Annotated in this window: 13 protein-coding genes and 2 pseudogenes; 6 read left to right on the forward strand and 9 right to left on the reverse strand. The window is 39.0% G+C overall.

Annotation, left to right across the window (positions count from 1 at the left end):
- Positions 1-78: 78 nt before the first annotated feature.
- Positions 79-417, forward strand: a pseudogene (gene aspA / locus MKX62_RS03175) (aspartate ammonia-lyase); the annotation flags it as partial.
- A gap of 176 nt (positions 418-593) precedes the next feature.
- On the opposite strand, the gene MKX62_RS03180 reads toward aspA, so the two are convergent.
- Positions 594-1,895: a Na+/H+ antiporter NhaC family protein gene (locus MKX62_RS03180; RefSeq protein WP_340740673.1), complete on the reverse strand. Its 1,302-nt coding sequence runs from the start codon at positions 1,893-1,895 to the stop codon at positions 594-596.
- A gap of 205 nt (positions 1,896-2,100) precedes the next feature.
- Between MKX62_RS03180 and MKX62_RS03185 the strand changes: the two genes are divergently transcribed.
- Positions 2,101-2,556 carry an S-ribosylhomocysteine lyase gene (locus MKX62_RS03185; protein ID WP_187045742.1) on the forward strand — a complete coding sequence of 152 codons (456 nt, stop codon included), beginning with the start codon at positions 2,101-2,103 and terminating at the stop codon, positions 2,554-2,556.
- A gap of 313 nt (positions 2,557-2,869) precedes the next feature.
- Here the strand turns inward: MKX62_RS03185 and MKX62_RS03190 are convergent, their stop codons facing one another.
- Complete coding sequence (locus MKX62_RS03190) at positions 2,870-5,407, reverse strand: EAL domain-containing protein (protein WP_340740674.1); 2,538 nt, start codon at positions 5,405-5,407, stop codon at positions 2,870-2,872.
- 213 nt (positions 5,408-5,620) lie between these two features.
- Positions 5,621-6,877 carry an S-layer homology domain-containing protein gene (locus tag MKX62_RS03195; RefSeq protein ID WP_340740675.1) on the reverse strand — a complete coding sequence of 419 codons (1,257 nt, stop codon included), beginning with the start codon at positions 6,875-6,877 and terminating at the stop codon, positions 5,621-5,623.
- Positions 6,878-7,304: 427 nt separating this feature from the next.
- On the opposite strand from MKX62_RS03195, the pseudogene MKX62_RS24390 reads away from it, so the two are divergent.
- Positions 7,305-7,510: pseudogene (locus MKX62_RS24390) on the forward strand (IS4 family transposase); the annotation flags it as partial.
- A 540-nt stretch (positions 7,511-8,050) separates the two neighbouring features.
- The gene (locus tag MKX62_RS03200) at positions 8,051-9,109 is read left to right on the forward strand and encodes an acyltransferase family protein (protein WP_340740676.1); all 1,059 of its coding nucleotides are present in this window, start codon (positions 8,051-8,053) and stop codon (positions 9,107-9,109) included.
- 116 nt (positions 9,110-9,225) lie between these two features.
- Here MKX62_RS03200 and MKX62_RS03205 read toward each other — a convergent pair whose 3' ends face one another.
- A complete protein-coding gene (locus MKX62_RS03205) occupies positions 9,226-9,933 on the reverse strand; it encodes a GDSL-type esterase/lipase family protein (RefSeq protein ID WP_340740677.1) in 708 nt (235 codons plus the stop codon).
- Positions 9,934-10,253: 320 nt separating this feature from the next.
- On the opposite strand from MKX62_RS03205, the gene MKX62_RS03210 reads away from it, so the two are divergent.
- Entirely contained in the window at positions 10,254-10,730 is a 477-nt protein-coding gene (locus MKX62_RS03210; protein WP_340740678.1) for a VanZ family protein, read from the forward strand.
- A gap of 227 nt (positions 10,731-10,957) precedes the next feature.
- Here MKX62_RS03210 and MKX62_RS03215 read toward each other — a convergent pair whose 3' ends face one another.
- The 4 genes from MKX62_RS03215 to MKX62_RS03230 all read right to left on the reverse strand — a co-directional run bounded on the left by MKX62_RS03215 (position 10,958) and on the right by MKX62_RS03230 (position 15,401).
- Positions 10,958-12,025 (reverse strand): DUF871 domain-containing protein, encoded by a 1,068-nt coding sequence (locus MKX62_RS03215; protein WP_340740679.1) that lies wholly within the window; start codon positions 12,023-12,025, stop codon positions 10,958-10,960.
- 106 nt (positions 12,026-12,131) lie between these two features.
- On the reverse strand, positions 12,132-13,511 hold the full coding sequence (locus tag MKX62_RS03220; protein ID WP_187045812.1) for a PTS transporter subunit EIIC: 1,380 nt from the start codon (positions 13,509-13,511) through the stop codon (positions 12,132-12,134).
- 22 nt (positions 13,512-13,533) lie between these two features.
- Positions 13,534-14,418 carry an N-acetylmuramic acid 6-phosphate etherase gene (murQ, locus tag MKX62_RS03225; protein WP_187045813.1) on the reverse strand — a complete coding sequence of 295 codons (885 nt, stop codon included), beginning with the start codon at positions 14,416-14,418 and terminating at the stop codon, positions 13,534-13,536.
- 134 nt (positions 14,419-14,552) lie between these two features.
- Positions 14,553-15,401: a MurR/RpiR family transcriptional regulator gene (locus MKX62_RS03230; RefSeq protein WP_340740680.1), complete on the reverse strand. Its 849-nt coding sequence runs from the start codon at positions 15,399-15,401 to the stop codon at positions 14,553-14,555.
- Positions 15,402-15,809: 408 nt separating this feature from the next.
- Here MKX62_RS03230 and MKX62_RS03235 point away from each other — a divergent pair, with 408 nt between their 5' ends.
- Positions 15,810-16,883 carry an S-layer homology domain-containing protein gene (locus tag MKX62_RS03235; protein ID WP_340740681.1) on the forward strand — a complete coding sequence of 358 codons (1,074 nt, stop codon included), beginning with the start codon at positions 15,810-15,812 and terminating at the stop codon, positions 16,881-16,883.
- 124 nt (positions 16,884-17,007) lie between these two features.
- Here MKX62_RS03235 and ltrA read toward each other — a convergent pair whose 3' ends face one another.
- Positions 17,008-18,393: a group II intron reverse transcriptase/maturase gene (ltrA, locus tag MKX62_RS03240; protein WP_338652480.1), complete on the reverse strand. Its 1,386-nt coding sequence runs from the start codon at positions 18,391-18,393 to the stop codon at positions 17,008-17,010.
- Positions 18,394-18,562 lie beyond the last annotated feature (169 nt).

Here is an 18,562-nt window from a genome sequence, read left to right on the forward strand (position 1 = left end):
TGCATTCCCAATGTATCGCGTGAATCATGCTCAGCAACACATTGTCGCATTGTAAAACATAAAATAAAGTGTGATTATGGAATTGATAACACCATATGTCTAGCATACGAAGCTGGCCAACTGGAACTGAATGTCATGGAACCTTTACTCGTTTTTAACCTACCGTAGTCCATTAACATCATGAATAATGGATTCCAGATATTTACCGGTTATTATGTTTTAGGAATAAAAGCAAATGAAACACTATGTTTAAAAGAGTGGGGCAGTTATTACAGCCATTACTTCTCATATTGGCTATGAAGCTGCTGCAAAATAGTACGTGAAGCTATTGTAGAGAATAAATTCATCTGTGAACTTTGTAATCAGTACGGGATTTTATCTGAAGATGAACTAAACCTAATCTTAGATCTTTATTAAATGACCAACCCAGGAATTTCTGGAGGACTGTTATTGAAATAAATAAACAATCCCCCACTTTTCTAGACTGTGGGGGATTGTTTATTATCAATTATAACTACATTTTTTTCAGAACTATATCTAATTTAAACGTGTGTCAGCGGACTGCTATCCCAAATAAGCGAAATCGCAACTGCCTATTCTGTCTGGCGAAATTTCGGATAACCGATTAAAATAGCAACAACACCGCAAATTCCGATTAAGACAGGATAAAATGAATAAGGGATAATACTAACCGGAGATATTGCTGCTAGTCCAGCAGCCGCAAGCATTTGCCCTCCATAAGGCAATATCCCCTGCCAGCTACTTGCGAACATATCAAGTAAACTAGCTGACTTCCTTGGGTCAATCTCATATTCATCCGCGATACTTTTTGCTAATGGCCCAGTAATAATAATCGATATCGTATTATTCGCGGTGGCGATATTAGCCATACTAACTAAACCGGCAATCCCAAACTCAGCCCCTTTTTTCGATTTAATTTTGCTCGTAATGACATATAAAAGATAATCAATACCGCCGTTATATTTGATAATCTCAACGACGCCACCGATTAAGATTGCAATGATTGCTAAATCCTCCATACTAATAATTCCATCAGCAACTAGTTGTAAAAAACCACCGAAACTATAAGAGCCATCAATCATCCCGATAATTCCAGCAAATAGCGTTCCACCAAGCAAAACGACCAGCACATGTGCACCTAATAACGCCGCTACAAATACCGCGATATAAGGGAGTATTTTAAACAACTCATACTGATAGTCCCCACTCAAATCAGCTACATTACCTCGTGTGATTATACCTAGAATAAGCGCTGTAGCAATTGCCCCAGGCAAAACAATCAAAAAATTTACTTTAAACTTGTCTTTCATTTTTATATTTTGTGTCCTAACCGCCGCAATTGTCGTGTCTGAAATCATCGACAAGTTATCACCAAACATTGCACCGCCGATTACCGTCGCCATCGCCAATGCAAGCGGGATACCCGTTTGACTAGCAATCCCTATTCCAATCGGAGCCAATGCAACAACGGTCCCCATTGACGTTCCCATTGAAATCGAAATAAAGCAGCCAATAACGAACAATCCAACCATCAACAAATTCGTTGGTAATAGGGATAAGCCAAGGTTAACAGTGGATTCGACCGCTCCCATTCCGCTAGCAACTGCAGAAAATGCACCAGCTAAAATAAAGATGACAGCCATTAATATAATATTCGGATGGCCAGCACCCTTAGTAAATGTCTCCACTTTACTGGACAACTTTTCTTTTCTATTCATCATCAAAGCGATAGCGGCTGCGATTAGTATCGCTACATTCAATGGCATATTTGAAAAGTCTTTTGTAAAAATTCCTGTGCCTATAAATAGCAACACAAAAACAAGTAATGGAAAAAGCGCAAAGGGATTTCCCTTTTTCACTTTAAGTTTTGTCATAAATATTCCTCCTAGTAGTCTGTCGAAATCCCAGAACTTACTGAAAACATAGTATTTCTATATGAATTACAATAACTAATCGTATCCTGCTTTCTTACTGGTGTCAACAGGGCTATTTATAGTTATCAGAATTAACGTATAAATTAGTTTACATAGCTAGTTAAAGTGTGATAGGTTAGATGACAAACCTGAGAGGATGATAAAAATGGCAGTAGTGGAAAGCTTTTTATTGGATCACACGATAGTAAAAGCCCCTTATGTACGCTTGGCGGGTACGGAACAACACGAGAAAGGCAGTACTCTTCAAAAATATGACTTACGATTTTTACAACCCAACCAGGACGCAATGCCAACTTCAGCTGTTCATACGCTAGAACATTTACTTGCGACGTATTTACGCGACGAACTGACAGGGATTGTCGACGTATCACCAATGGGGTGTAGAACAGGATTTTACATGATTATTTGGAATGAACATGAGCCTAAAGAAGTTGCCGCCGCTTTAACAATAGTTCTCGAAAAAGTAGTAACAACCGAACACATTCCCGCCGTTTCTGCACTCGAATGTGGCAATTATAAAGATCATTCGCTATTTGCAGCACAAGAGTATGCAAAGTTAGTGCTTGAAGCGGGACTAAGTGACGATCCGTTCCGCGATTAAGCATATTAAATTACGTACAATTATGATTGTCATTCTATAATTTAGCACCTGAAAATAACAGTAGAGGTTGCCCCAACGTTGAATTTGGGGCAACCTCTTTTTTGTTTGCAATCCTTGATTTCTTGTACTATATGAGTTGTAGGCTAATGTTCTGCCAACTAATTTGGCGAGCAGTGAGTTTGTTGGAGACTCCTATGATTTAGTTGGATACTTCACCGATTTCCTCCTAGGTACATGTCTGGTCTTTATTTTAATCAGTATGCAATTTCAGTGTGTTTTCTAGCTGTTATAGTGTGTAGGTATCTAAAAGCTCTTATAACCCCTTGAAGTAAGTTGTAACGTTTTCCGTTACAAATGAATGTCCGATTAAGAGCGGATCCTTCTTCAACTGCAATTGAAATTGGTTGAAATTCTTAATCAAGTAGTCTCTTTGCTTCTCATCGACTATGAATTTAACGCCGGATCGGTAGAGATCTCCTTGTTCCTCATCAAATACAATTGTCCCATAAAGCGTCATTTCTTCGTCAATTATTGTTGTTTGAAACTTCAATACAATGTCCGATCTTGTAGGAAGTTTAATGTTGGATACGAAACGTAATCCACCCGGTCCTATGTTTTCGACTACCACTTTTGTATTTCCTAATTGTACATTCTTTCCATTTAATTCTGCCACCGTCATAAATGCTTCAAGCGGATATTGGAGGTCAATTCTAAAATATTTTCTTTTTTCTTTTATAGGCACAGATTCAATTTCAGAATTCGATTTTCCGGCTAATAACTTTAGAATGTTTTCTTCTGAAACAGGTCTGCTAAATAAATACCCCTGTATCCAATCGCATTGTAAATTAGATACAAACTCTCGCTGTTCTATCGTTTCGACACCTTCCGCTACGACTTCTATTGAGAGTCTATGTGCTAATTGAATAATTGAGGTTACTATTTCGCCGCTATCCTTATCAGATGGAATGTCCTTTATTAAGCTCCTATCTATTTTCAATATATCCGGTTTTATGTCTCTTAAACTTTTAAAGGATGCATAGCCTGTCCCAAAATCGTCAAGTGAGATTTGTATACCCAACCCACGCAACTTCTCTATTTTCCCTAATACTTTTTCTTCCTGCTCCATCATCGTACTTTCCGTAATTTCAATGTTAAGCCATTTTGGATCAAGTTCATTTTCTTGTAAAATGCTAGATATCATAGCGACTAAACCTGTTTGTAAAAACTGCACAAGTGACAAATTGACTGAAGCCTGAATAAAGTACCCAGCATTATGCCATAAACGCACATTTTTGCAAACTGTCCGCAATACCCATTCACCAATTGGTGTGATCAATCCCGACTCCTCAGCCAGCGGAATAAATTCATCCGGTGAAACAATTCCCCAAACTGGATGATTCCAACGAAGTAGCGCTTCTACACTAACAATTTGATTCGTCCCAGTATGAACAATCGGTTGATAATAGACAAGAAATTGATTGTCATGCAACGCTTGCTTAAGCTCATTCCTTAAAGAAAAAACCTTATATGTAGCGACATTGGCCGTTGGTGAATAAATTTGATAATTATTATTTCCCGCTTTTTCTGCAAGGTACAATGCTAAGCCTGTATTTTTCATGAGTGAAGCAGTATCATCTCCCGATTCAGGATAAATACTAATACCAATACTCGTCGTAATGAAAAGATTATAACCTTTAATGTCAAATGATTGTTCAAAAACTTGCAATGCATCCTTCGCGATTTGTTCAATTGAATGAATGTCTTGAAGGTTTGTAGTTAAAATTGCGAATTCATCTCCACTTATTCTCGCCATCATTTTTATATTTTTATTAAGTGTATTTTTTAACTTCCTCGCAATTTCAATTAATAACAGATCACCGACCTCATGACCTAATGAATCATTTAAAAACTTAAATCCGTCTAGATTATGGAACAAAACGGCGAACTTTCTCTTATCAATATTCGCAAGTCTTATTTCAAGATCCACTCCACTTTCAAATGCTCGTCGATTTGGTAACTCAGTTAAATAATCATGGTAAGCCATATATTGAATTTCGCGCTGTTGCTTTTTTAATTCAGAAATGTCATGTAAGTTACAAATAACCCCATTCACACTTGGGGCATGGAGTAGATTCGTATAGATAACTTCAAAGTCACGCCATTCTCCATTTTTATGCTTTAATCGCAGCTCTACTGTAAACGGAGTATTAGGCCGCTTGAGAATCTCTTTGAATTTACTCTTCTTCAGTTGATGGTCATCTGGATGTATCAGGTCAAAAAAATTTGTCCCAGTAATCTCCTCCACTTTATACCCAAGAACAGCCTCAATTGCTGGGCTTTCAAAGACAATTGTTCCTTTTGAATCGAGGATGCCAATAATTTCATGAGAATAATGAATTAATGATTGAAGTTTTTCGCGCATTTCTTGAATATCCTGCTTCAATTCTTGTGCAACAGTAATATTACTTGTTAATCCATAAAGACCTAATACTTCATTATTCTCCATTTGAATAGGTGTCAGCGTTACATCAATATGACTGACTCCACCATGTTCATTAATGACTCGATATTTTACATATTGAGCTTCTCCGTTTAAAACTTTGGCGAAGTAGCCTTTTACCCTTTCTAAATCTTCTTCATAAACAAAGTTACTATACTTTTCCCCTATGCATTCTTCTACTTTAGTTCCAGTTATCAGTTCACTCCCTCCACGTATACTGACGATGACCCCTTTTCGATCAACAACGAAGAGAAGTATATCAGGTGAATTTTCAAATATTTGCGGATAAGAGTTTTTTTCCTCGTTCAGATAAGCCATTAATCTTTTCTTTTTAGTAATTCTTGTTAGCAATTATACTCCCCCTTTATAAAAAACGATTAGATAATACCGCGGTAATCGTATCAGAGTCGAACTGGTGACTGTTCATTTCACCGATCAACTTATTGAATAAAAATACAAAAAAAAGACCAGACATTCACCAAGTGTCTAATCTTCATTCTATTATTATACAAGCGTAGTGTATTTTCTGAAAATTGTCACGTAGAGATACTTTTCATGCACTGTCTATTCTTGATCAAACAATCCGCTATGTGGATAGAAAAAGGTATTGAAACTCCCTTCTTCAGTTTCCACTTGCATTCGGTACATAAGGCGACGATAATCCTGGTCCGTGTACGGATCATATACATCGGCATACTTGGTGTTAAGAAAATTCACTCGTACCGGCGACGATGCATAGCTAGCATACTCATTTTTCACAATTTGAAGCGCTTCCTCTTTGGTAAGGTCAAAGCTTCCTGCCCCGACGTGATCCCAGTCGAATATTGACAGTTTCCACTTGCCCGATTGTTTTTCAAACCCATACTCCAAATAAACAGCGTCTTCAAGCGGAGCGTCAAAGGAAACCGTACGAATCCTAACTAAATTTGGCGTGTTTTCAAGAATTTCAAATCGGTAATCTGTTTCATCCGCTAGAGATGGAAAAAGACCCATATCACAATACGTACACATATTTGCATAGTAATTCTTCAAGTCTGAGTCCACTAACGGTTGCGTTGCAGTTTCCAATAGTTCCGTACGAACCGCGCTAAACGGGGACGACTGTAACTTAGAATTATTAATAGTAGTTTCAACTGTAACAGGCAATCTATAGACTAAATTTAGTATTTCCTCTTTCGTCGGCGGGAGGTTCGGATTAGGGATTGGAACCTTAGGCATTTTTAACGCACGGTGCAGAAATGCCGCATAATGGGCACGTGTCACGGGCTCATTCGGTTTAAAATAGCCCTTATTTCCAACTGTAATCCCATTTGAATTGAGGGCCTGTATGTGCAGAAACCCCCAATTATTTTTACCTACATTTCGATAATGGCTGAAGGATTTAATATTTAATTCAAACGCCAGATCCAGTACTTTAGCCATCTGTACCCGTGTGATGGGTGCGTTAGGATTAAAGTTCCCATTAACGTCTCCGCTGAAAATTCCTGCTTGTGAAACTTTTACAATCGCATTTGAGTAAGGATGATTCGTAGGCACATTCTTGTAACGAATAACGGCGACTGTCTTCGCTTCTAACGCTAATGCTTTATCCAATAAATGAGCAACATGCTGACGTGAAATTGTTTCGTCTGGTCTGAACGAGCCATCCGGATAGCCATTAATCAGCCCCCTTACTTGCATGTTCTGAATTATTTCTCGAAAAGGGTGGTTTTGTGAGACATCTTTAAACGATTGAGATAAAGCTTTTGTTTGTCCACTGAGAGACACAACTGCCACAATAACAATGCAGCTAAGCCATTGCCATATCAAACGGTTTTTCATCTAATACCATCTCCTTTTTGCTTCGTAATTCTTAAACATCTCATAAAGAACTAAAATAACAAAATAAATGAGTAGGTTCCATTTGTATCTCTTTGATAGACGCAATTTCACGAATAATTTACTTTAATAATGCTCGACTACTGATTCGCTAAAGAACCTCTTGCCTCTAGCAATTCGTCTAAGTAATCCGATGCAGCTACAACCAAATTATCATCTGATAGTGGTTGCATTATTTGATTACGATTACTATATAATTCAACATTCAACTACCGTACCCAATAAAACGATAAAATCAATTGATTGCACTAGCCTTTTAGTCGAACCAATAGGTCCATTGACAATTTTAAGTAACTAAAAAGACACCTCATTCTTTTGTGTAGTGGGATTAACTAGAAATCACTGCAAAATAGAAGAGGCGCCTACTAATATGATAGACCATATCCCCGCTGCTAATCAACTGCCAAAAGAACTTCTCTCTGTTTTTTCTGAACTAGAATTTTTTTAACACTTACGCAATATGGGCATTATAAAAGCTGTCGGTTTCAGTTGTTCCTACTTTTTTCAACTTGTTTTTTGCTTGACTTTCCAACACAGAAACCGGTTCTCTCTTTAGAGTCAAAGAAAGCTGGTCGTTAACCAGTCAAGGATGCCGTGTATCGGTTCATAAATCAATCTTCGTTCAATATCAGCATGGTAAAAACAACATAACAGTACTATTCGGTTGGTTGATTTAAAGTAACTTTATAGTTTGGCGCAGCCTGTTAAAGATAATAAGAGCATTCTTCGTTCCATTCATTGTGTAATGTCGAACGAGGCACGAGTAAAAATTGATTTCATTCAAAATCGAAATAAAAAAGTTAATGGTTAGCACAGAATGCGCGCTTCCAAACAAGAAATTGCCAGTGTGCCAAGTTATATCAAGGCTTAGTTGCCTATTTTTTCATGAATAACTGTCACGAAATTAAAAACGTAAGTTATTAGCGGCCTCTCACGAAGAGGCTGTTTTTTTGTACCCATTACAAATACTCTGGTTAATACCAGAACTATGTTAGTGACTATCAAGAAATTAATTCCAGATTTCTTTCATTCTCGAGTCAATACTGTTACGTCGTTATAAAAACCTAATATAGGGGTATACAATAAAAAAGATTAGTTTCTGTGAGGAGTAGTTTTATGAATAAGAAGCGTTTATCCTGGGTGGATGTCACGAAAGGGTTTTTGATGGTCCTTGTAGTTATTGGACATTATCCCGGACAACTTGATTTTCCTCTTTCGAAATATATCTACTGGTTTCATATGCCGGCTTTTTTCATTTTGAGTGGTTTGTTTTTTAAACCCGTTGTGGAAAAAGGCCTACTAAAAATTTCAATTCACAAACGTTTTATGCAACTGATTGTCCCCTATTTATTTTTCTTAATAAGTATTACGCTGATCCGCTACGGCATAGAAATCGGTTCAGGCAATATGGACTTATCTTGGTATATAAATGATTTGTGGACACTTGCCGTGGGAGGTCGTTTTGCACGTGGTGCTTATGGTGTCTTCTGGTTTGTGACAACATTATTCTTTACGTATCTATTTTTCTTATGGCTGACAAAATACTTTAACCGTACAAAACAAGTTGTTATTCTGTCGATCTTTTATATAATAGCCCACTTTGAAAGTATTATTGCAATCCATGTGATTGGCGGAAAACCTTCCGAAGCCTCGCAAGCGATTCCGATGATTTGGAACATCGATGTTGCACTCATGGCGGTCGTCTATTTTGCCTTTGGTTATTACATGAAGGATATTTGGCAAAATGTCACGAAACGCTGGATGATTGCTGGAATGGTTGTCAGTGTAACAATGGTCTTGCTTGATAACTGGAATGTAATTGACTATCGATTAAGCATGAAATTTTTGCGATACGATCATTTCATTCTAGATTTGGTCATCCCCCTGTCATTCACACTGGTAGTGGTGGGAGGATTTCAATTCATCACTTCCCGAATGTCATTGAATTGGCTGCAAAATATAGAGAAACACTCACTAACCATTATGTACTTGCATATTTTCACAGATATTTTGTTAAATGATTATTTCACATATGGTATTATTGGATTCACAGCATTTGGATTAGTCATTCCAATCATTGTTTCCATTATCATTCAAAAAATGTTGCCTTACGGGAAATTATTTCTTGGTGGATTCTCGCCTAAAAAAAATGCTACTACTCCAGTTATAAATTAGAAAAAGCTGAACTCCGTGATGACATGGGGTTCAGCTTTTTTATTGAATTTCTTTAAATGGAACCAGCTATGTTCAACTTTCAGAATTGTACGCGGACTGTAATGGTGACCCCGCAATTATTTACGTCTAAGAGCATCCATCCAAACCTTGTACCCTTCCCCATTTAAGTGGATACCGTCAATTGTGAATTTCTCATCCAATTGCCCGTTCTTGTCCACGAAACTAGAATGTAAATCAATGTACTCGATTCCGTTTTCTTCAGCAATCCTTTGTAATACTTCATTAAATTGTTTTACTTTTTTATTAGATACTTCATTACCAAACAGCTCGTTATTTACTGGAAGTATGGATTGTATAATGAGTTTACTGCTTTCACCTTCGAAAGACTTCACAATCGCAGTTATGTGTTTTTCGAAATTCTTACTACCTTTGGAGTATCGAATATCGTTAACGCCAATCATAAGGTATGCCTCTTTAGGGTTCCGATTAACCACTTCCTGTATTCGATTCAATACTCCTTTTGACACGTCGTTTCTGATTCCTCTATTTAGTACAACCTCGTTAGGGAAGTATTCCTGAAACTCTCCGTAATCTGTAATGCTGTCCCCAATGAATATTTCACTTACATTTTTAGCATCGGACTGATCGAAGATACTTTTTTTCGTGAAGTAATAATCTGAAGTTCCTTTTCCGGAAGGTGCCGGTTGCATTTGTTTTTTTATGAATTCAATGCCGCCTATTTTAGACACTCCAACACTTCCCACTCCAATCAAAATGATATTTAAAAGTAATGATATAACCAATAAAGACTTAATCTTTTTCAAATTTGACACTCCCTATTCTTAAATCTATTCCTTATGTATGGAGCTTACTACAATATATCTATACCCAGATTTCCAACAAATAATGTTTTATTTCATTTCATATTTCAGGTTCAATTCCCTCCGCAGTCAGGCTCTACTTCTATGTTTTTTGAATTGTAATCGTATCTTTCACCACAAATCGCAGTGGAAACAGGAGCAATCATTAACTTTATTCCCATAGCTTAACTAGGCACTCCTCGAAATGAGCACGCATTCAATTCCAACTAGGAATCCCAATTTTTATCCAAGTATTCCAACACCTCTTATGGTACACTTTTCATATGAAAAAACTTCTCATTTTGATCATCCTACTTAGCATTCTATTCTTTTCTTCTGGACAAAGCCCTGAGCAGCAATCGCTCATACCTACGTTGGAAAAATGGTTGCCCGGAGAGCCATTCAAATCATCACTTTCTAAACTGCACGTGCCGTATTGGGGCATAATAGTTTCGATCGATGAACGAGGTTATTATCCTTTTGTTGAATTCCTTGTCAGAAAAAGTGCTCATTTCTTCACTTTTGGATTTATTGCCTCCATCATCTATTTAATTTTACCTAAACACATGTTTCGCATATTGACCGCCACATGGATAACACTTTTACTGGCCGCTGGGGATGAATATCACCAATCGCTGACAAGCGGACGGACACCAACGCTTCAAGACGTCATTCTCGATATGGTAGGAGCCATTACATTTCTCATTATTTTACGGTTTATTTTATTACTGAAACGCCCAAAAAAAGCAAGAAAGCGCTAGAATTTACACAGCGATTTCTTGCTTTTTTCATCGATAACTCTAGATATGCTTCAAAACTACTTGTGCATTGATTTAAGTTTTTCGGTAGCATCATCTGAACAGAAAACACAAGCAGTTGTGCTTTCTTGAACACATTAAGAAGTCACAATGTTTTTCGGTTCTTCTTACTCCTTAAGATAATGCCTCTGCCGATATTTTACAAAGGCATTTTTTCAGTATCTGTTTCATTACATCCATTTTATCTGAAACTTAGATCCACCATGCATATAGTGTAGCAATAACCGATCATCCTCATTGATTCGGCCAATCACATTAACCTTTTCATCAGCTGGGAGATCTCGTTTCGCAATTTGAATTTCTCCTTGATAGCGTTCATACTTTTCGTTATCTACGGTAATCGTACCCAGTGGTCTTTCTACCGTATTGAATGCTTTAACGGGACGGGTGCCAATTAGTCCATATTCTCTTGATTCCATCGATCGGATGCAATCCCGAGCAGCATCTAAACGATTTGTCTGCACAGCTCCAACTATTTCAAGTAAAGATTTGTCGTGGGTTGCCTGCTCAGCTCGCAATAAAAAAATCCCTTGTTGATAAGATGCAAATTGCTCTAGCGATTGCTCAGTCAGTGTAAGATCACCGACCAAGACCTTGTCCACACAACCATTTTCAATTAAGTCCAGAAAGGCGGAAAATGGTGAGATACTTCGATGGTCTTCCAATGTCGGCAATTTTTCATACAGCGGTCCGCGCAATGATCCATCTCCTGGAATGAAGGCCATCACGGTGACCCCTTCCTGTTTCAGCCACTCATTCACCTTGCGAAATTCATCACGATCGAGTCCTGTTTCGGGTCGCGGATAAAAGTTATGCCACGCCTCAATAGATTCTGTGTGTAACCCTGCCTGTTTCATTTTTTCCAGACTATCCTCGGTCAGTGTGCTTGCATTCAGTGCAATTTTCATTTTCTTAGATAACCTGACAATTGTGGCTTCTGAAATACCATAGTCCACCCGTAAACCCGTTAGCCCCCACTCAAGAAGACCTTCTGCATTTTCCCATGTGAAACCAAGATGTCCAAGTGACTTTGGCGAAATATCTGCCATTAACTCCATATTATATTGTTTCGCTGCTGCCCCTAGTCTTTGAAGACGTTCTTTATAAAGCTGCGGATCCTCCTCGGGGATATGAAGCGATGTGAAAATGGAAGTAAAACCGATTTCTCTCACCTTTTTAAGATAAGATTCAAATTCCTCGTTCAAATCATTTCCTAGATAAACGGAAATTCCAAGCATGCAATCAGCTCCTTTGTAAGTTTAAGAAAAGCGCAAGACGCCGCATTAGACGTGCCTCGAGCTAGATCTTTCTTTTCATCAAAAAAAGGAGGCAAGCCCCCCTTTTTTAAATACCGTCCGCCATTTCTTCCTTGAATCCAAACAAGTACGTGAATAGGAATCCGAATATATAAGCAATTAATAGACCTAAGAAATAAAACAAGAACTTATTGTCTGCAATAAGTGGTATTAACGAAATACCAGATACGCCGATACCAGATGCAGCTACTTTCATGACTGCCTGGAAGGCGCCGCCGACTGCTGCACCCATACAAGCAGTAAGGAATGGGCGGCCTAGGGGAAGCGTGACCCCGTAAAGTAGTGGTTCTCCGATTCCTAGGAAGCCTACTGGTAGCGCCCCTTTAATTATATTACGTAATCGTTTGTTTTTAGTTTTCACAAAAATCGCGATGGCTGCACCAACTTGACCCGCGCCTGCCATTGCCAATATTGGTAATAATGCAGTGTAGCCAACAGAATTAATCAACTCTAGATGAATGGGCGTCAAACCATGATGAAGTCCGACCATAACTAGCGGCAGGAAGAAACCTGCAAGAACCGCACCTGCAACAACACCACCGACATCCAAAATGACATTGATTCCAGATGTAATACCATCAGATAGAACACCAGCAACTGGTACTACTGCATAGAGTGAAAAGAAACCTACTGTTAATACGGTAATTAAAGGTGTAACTATAATATCAATCGAATCATGCATAACAGATCGAACACGCTTTTCAACCCAAGTCATTAACCAAGCTGCAAAGATGACGCCAAATAATCCACCTCGACCTACCACTAATGCCTCACCGTAAATCGTAATATCTGCAAGTGCAGGGTTGAACAAAAATGCTCCAGCAATTGCACCAAGTACTGGTGTGCCTCCAAACTCCTTAGCTGTATTCCAACCCACCAAAATCGCAAGATACATGAAAATACCGCTTCCAAGTAGAAGAAGAATTTGCATCCATGTTACCGTCGGATCCACACCCGCGTTTTTCGCGAAGTTTGCCCCTCCGTTAATTAGACCTGATGCAACAAGACCTGGGATTAGTGGAATGAAGATACTACCAATTCGGCGAAGTAGCATTTTTATAGGTGTTTTATTCTTCTCCTTCAGATTGGCTTGATTTCTTGCTGCTTTTTCGCTAAAAGTTAAATCATTTTCATCTAAGGCTGCCTCTTCCCCAATTGATAGCCCCGTGACTTTGCTCATTTCTGCAGCGACTTTATTGACCGTCCCCGGCCCCACTACGATTTGCAAAGTATCATCTTCAATGACACCCATTACGCCATCGACTTTTTTCAACGTGTCAATATTCGCCTTACTATCATCTTTTAATACCAAGCGCAAACGAGTCATACAGTGGGATAACCGCTGAATATTTTCCTTACCGCCGATATTCGCAAAAATATCTTTGGCCATACGCTCTTCCTTTTTCATTCCAATCCCCCCATTTCACTATTTATATAGACTTTCGGACAAAGCCGCCTGTTTGTTCCAATTTTTCAACCGCTTCTTCATAAGTACTTTGCAGTAAAATCATGACTATAGCGGTTTTCACCTGTTGCTGGGCTTTTTCGTAATAGTTCTCAGCGGTCTCATAGTCAACTTGAGTGGCTTCCATAATGATTCTTTTGGAGCGCTCTGTTAACTTTTCATTAGTAGATTGGACATCGACCATAAGATTTTCATATACTTTCCCAATTCCAATCATGGATGCCGTAGAAATCATATTTAGCACTAACTTTTGGGCTGTTCCCGCTTTTAATCTCGTTGACCCTGTTAAAATTTCAGGACCAGTCTCTACTTCAATTACCATTTCGGCATGCTTGCTTATTTCAGCGCCTTTATTACATGAAATTGCTACCGTTTTGGCTCCTTTTTCACGTGCGTAATCTAAAGCACCTATTACATATGGAGTTCTACCGCTCGCGGCTATCCCAATGACAGTATCCTTATCGCAAACTGAAGCAGATTCCATATCTAGTGCCCCCATATTTACACTGTCTTCGGCACCCTCAACCGCAGTTGTAAACGCTTCCATTCCTCCGGCAATGAAACCTCGAACCATTTCAGGAGAAACCCCAAACGTCGGGACACATTCAACAGCGTCAAGAATCCCCAATCTTCCGCTCGTTCCCGCTCCAGCATATATGAGTCGGCCTCCTGTTTGGAACGATTGGACAACAGATTCAACAACTTTTTCAATATGATCTAGCTCGTTTTTGATGGTAGTAGGAACTGAACTATCCTCTCGATTCATCGCTTCTAGAATTCCCCTTACAGACATTTCATCAAGTTGCATCGTCTTGCTATTTCTCTTTTCTGTAGCTAATTTTTCAAGCATTCTATCGCCCCTCTTAAACTAATACTTTATAATCCAATTGTACCCACAAGAAACTATATGTCAAGATTATTCGAATTATTACTGAATCTTAATTTCATAAGAGAATAAAAAAAGGAAACCCTTATTCGGTTCCCTCATCTCCGTAATTTCTCCATCTCACTTCTTGCTTCCTGATATTGTTTGATTACCTTTTCTCCGACATGATGAAAAATGCTCATATATAAGGTATCAATGACCGTCAGCTGCGTCATTCTGGAAGGTATGCTTCCAATTCTAAAATCCTGTTCCACATTCGGGGTACAAAGTCTGATATCCGCTGTTCTGTATAAGGGTGACTTATCCAGATTCGTAATTGCGATTACAATTGCCCCTTTCTTTTGAGCGAACTGGGCAAGTTCCAATACATCCCTCGTCTTTCCCGATGTACTGATGGCAACAAAAATATCATTTTTAGTTAAATAAGGAATAACCGTAAGCATATAATGAAAATCCAAAGAGGTAATAGATTGATACCCTAGCCTTGTAAATTTATAGTGTGCATCAAGTGCTGCAGTCGATGATCCGCCAACACCAAAGAAAACAATTTTTTTCGCGTCTTTTATGGCATCTACTGCTTTCAATAACTCCTTCTTATCCATTGAGTCCGTGCAAGATTCAATTGCGAGTTTATTTACCTGTATAACCTTTTGAAATGAGTCGTAGGGGGTATCCTTCTTCTGTAATATCGAAAAATCCGTCAAATTCATTTCTGTTAACGTTAAATCCTTAACAAGCGCAAGTTTAAATGACTTGAAGCTACCCATTCCAATCGATTTGCAAAAGCGAATTACACTCGCTTCACTTACACCTGTCTTTTTTGACAACTCTTTCGTCGTCATATTGGGGATTAGCTCCGAATGCAAAATTATGTATTCACCCACTTTTTTTTCAGCAGCAGATAAAATAGCCAAGCTTTGTTTAATTTTATCGATTAATGATTTCATTTCCACACCTCCAACACCTTTAGTATATACGACACCAGGATTGTTGAACACTTCACGGGATTGGTTGGAGGCTCCACCACGTTTGTTGCAGGCTTCGATAGTTTGGTTGGACGCTTTCCGGTTTGTTGGACTCTTCACGGAATTGGTTGGACACTCCATCGCGTTGGTTGGACACTTCGATAGTTTGGTTGAACGCTTTCCGATTCGTTGACTCCTCAACAATCACATCCAATTCCCCAACTAACCAACTAGTACCATTTCCGTTAAGTACTAGAAGTCCAGCTTAACTCTATAATTAGTTCATATATTGAGTTATCATTCTAAATAGGATTATGCTATAGTTTCTTTGTGTATTAAAATCCATATTATTGCCATAAAAGTTTAACTATTGGAGGGAATTACATCAAAATGAGCAATTTACGAAGAAAGATATATGCGGCTACTGTTTCTGTGGCAGTTGTCTTGGGAGTGATTGTTACTGCAGTACCTGTCACTACCGATGCGGCCGGTACTTCATTTACAGATGTAAAACCGACTCTTGACCATTATGATCCGATTATGAATCTTGCTGGGCGTGGAATTGTCAAAGGCTATTCAGATGGTACATATCGTCCGGACAATGAGCTTACGCGTGGTCAAGCTTCGAAAATACTTGCGCTCGCATTGAAGCTGGATACGAGAAACGTCAGAAATCCGGGCTTTAAAGACCTCGACAACAAGAATGGCTTCTATAAATATGTAGCAGCACTTGAAAATGCAGGGCTCATTTCAGGATTCGAAGACAATACATTCAAACCAAATGCATCCATGACGCGTGCCCATATGGCGAAAGCAATCGATCTCGGATTCAAACTCGAGGGTAAATCTACCGTAAATCCATTCAGAGATGTAAGTAATTCTGCGTGGTACGTGGATCATGTCAAGGCACTCGTCACTAACAAGGTGACGAAAGGAAAGACGCCAACAACTTTCGATCCGAATGCTAGCATCACACGTGCCCAAATGGCATCGTTCGTTGTACGTACCGAGAATATCAAAGTCGCGTCTAATCCAATTGAAAAGGCGCGTGCTGAAATCAGAAAAGTCGTTACGCAAAATGGTGTCATTGAAGTAGGCGTTAAAAAAGTTGCCGAATCAAGGTTTAATAGCAGGACAAATACAGTAACGATGACTGCCTATGATATTGACGAAGGGATTAAAGGGTTGACCGGAATTGGTGTTTTCTCTAGTAAATTGCGAGCGCTCGGCGTGAAAAAAATTAGCATAGGTAATGCTAAAGCTGTCGACCTCTCGCGACCCACCGCAAAAAATACGTTGAAAGAAGACTTCTTCGCCCTCTTGAAACCAAGTACTAAACCTTCAACGGACAGCGATGTATCTGCAGAGGACGTCCAAGTTACACTTTACGCTGACAAAAACGACATTCAATTCCGAGAAACTTTTAACGTTAACTTCCACGTGTTTGTCCCAAGTACTAATTGATAGTCTCCCTATCCCAAGCCGGATGGGGGCTTTTTCTTTATTAATCGAGTAGAGTGAACGAATCAGAAATTTGATTCGTTCGTCCCTCTCACACCACCGTACATACGGATCCGTATACGGCGGTTCAATAATTTGAGTGTACAAACTGGTACTTCACGGATATATCCATATATCCGAGTTGTGCCAGTTTTCTATCTGTTAAAGACCTATGAAGGATATAACTGGAAGAAATCCTCCAGTAACCCTTTCGGGTATTTGACCATTCAAAGGCTTTTCGCTCTTCGGTACCTAGTTGAATTAGATTTTTACATTTCGTTCGTGGGTTTTTCCACTGTTTCCAAATGTATTGCCTGATTCGTCGTTTCAACCAACCGTTTAATTCATTCATAAAGCTTTTCATTTCACCAATACCGTAGTAGTTTATCCACCCCGTCATTAGCTGCTTGATTTGCTTGAATAGAACTTCAATGCTTCTCCCTCTGTTCCGCTTTGTTATTTTCTTCAACTTTTGCTTCACAGTAGATTTCGCCTTTTGATGTGGTCGAATTTTGACGCCGTTTTTAGTTGCCAATAGGCAGAACCCTAGAAACTTTCGTTTCAGTGGACTTCCTACCGCACTTTTCTCACGATTTACGGTTAATTTTAGTTCGCCTTCAAGGAAGTTGGTTGAACTCTCCATCACTCGATAACCTGCCCGTCTACTTTTGACGTAAATATTGCAGTCATCCGCATAACGGACGAATTTGTGCCCACGTGTTGTGAGGAGTTTATCGAATTCATTCAAGTAAATATTACTTAATAGCGGCGATAAGTTCCCCCCTTGCGGGGTTCCTTCTTCGGATGCTTGAAATAAACCGTTTACCATAATACCGCTTTTGAGATATTGGCGGATAAGACGTAAAACACGCTTATCTTGAACCTTTTCCTCAATATAGTGCATAAGTTTATCGTGGTTTACTGTGTCAAAATAAGCTTTCATATCCATATCTACAACATATTTGTATCCTTGTTCGTAGTACGACTTCGCTAGGGTGATAGCTTGATGTGCACTACGCTTTGGACGAAACCCAAAGCTATTATCGGAGAACGTAGGGTCAAAAATGGGTTGTAAGACTTGATTGATTGCTTGTTGAATCATCCGGTCGATTACAGTTGGAATTCCTAGTTTTCTTACACCACCGTCTGGTTTAGGAATTTCAACCCGCAACACGGGTTGCGGGCGGTAAGTTCCGTTATGTAATTTCACTAGTAATTCTTCCCTGTGCTCCTTCAAGTATGGGAGTAGCTGGTCATAGGTTATACCATCTGAGCCTGCGGCTCCCTTATTTCTGACAACTTGTAGGTAAGCTTGATTGAGATTATTCCTTGAGAGGATTTTCTCAAACAGATGTACACCATTTTGATTGTTCAGTTCACCATGGAAATTACTATGCACTCCGTCATACCCTTCATGTTCCACATTATCTCTCTGACGGTAGCTAGGTTTCCCTATTTTCTGCGGTTTTCGCAATTTCCACACCTCCTTGTATCCTCAAAATTATTATTGTTCAGTCCTTCATGTCCTGTCAGTGAACACTACTATGACCTCTGCTGACTTCTTACGATTCATCTTCATGTCACCACAGAGATTGCACTGGTTCGTTATCATTTAACTTGCACTGTGCCCTCGTAAGACCTCC

It is taken from the genome of Sporosarcina sp. FSL K6-5500, from assembly GCF_038005665.1.
GTDB classification, from domain to species: domain Bacteria; phylum Bacillota; class Bacilli; order Bacillales_A; family Planococcaceae; genus Sporosarcina; species Sporosarcina psychrophila.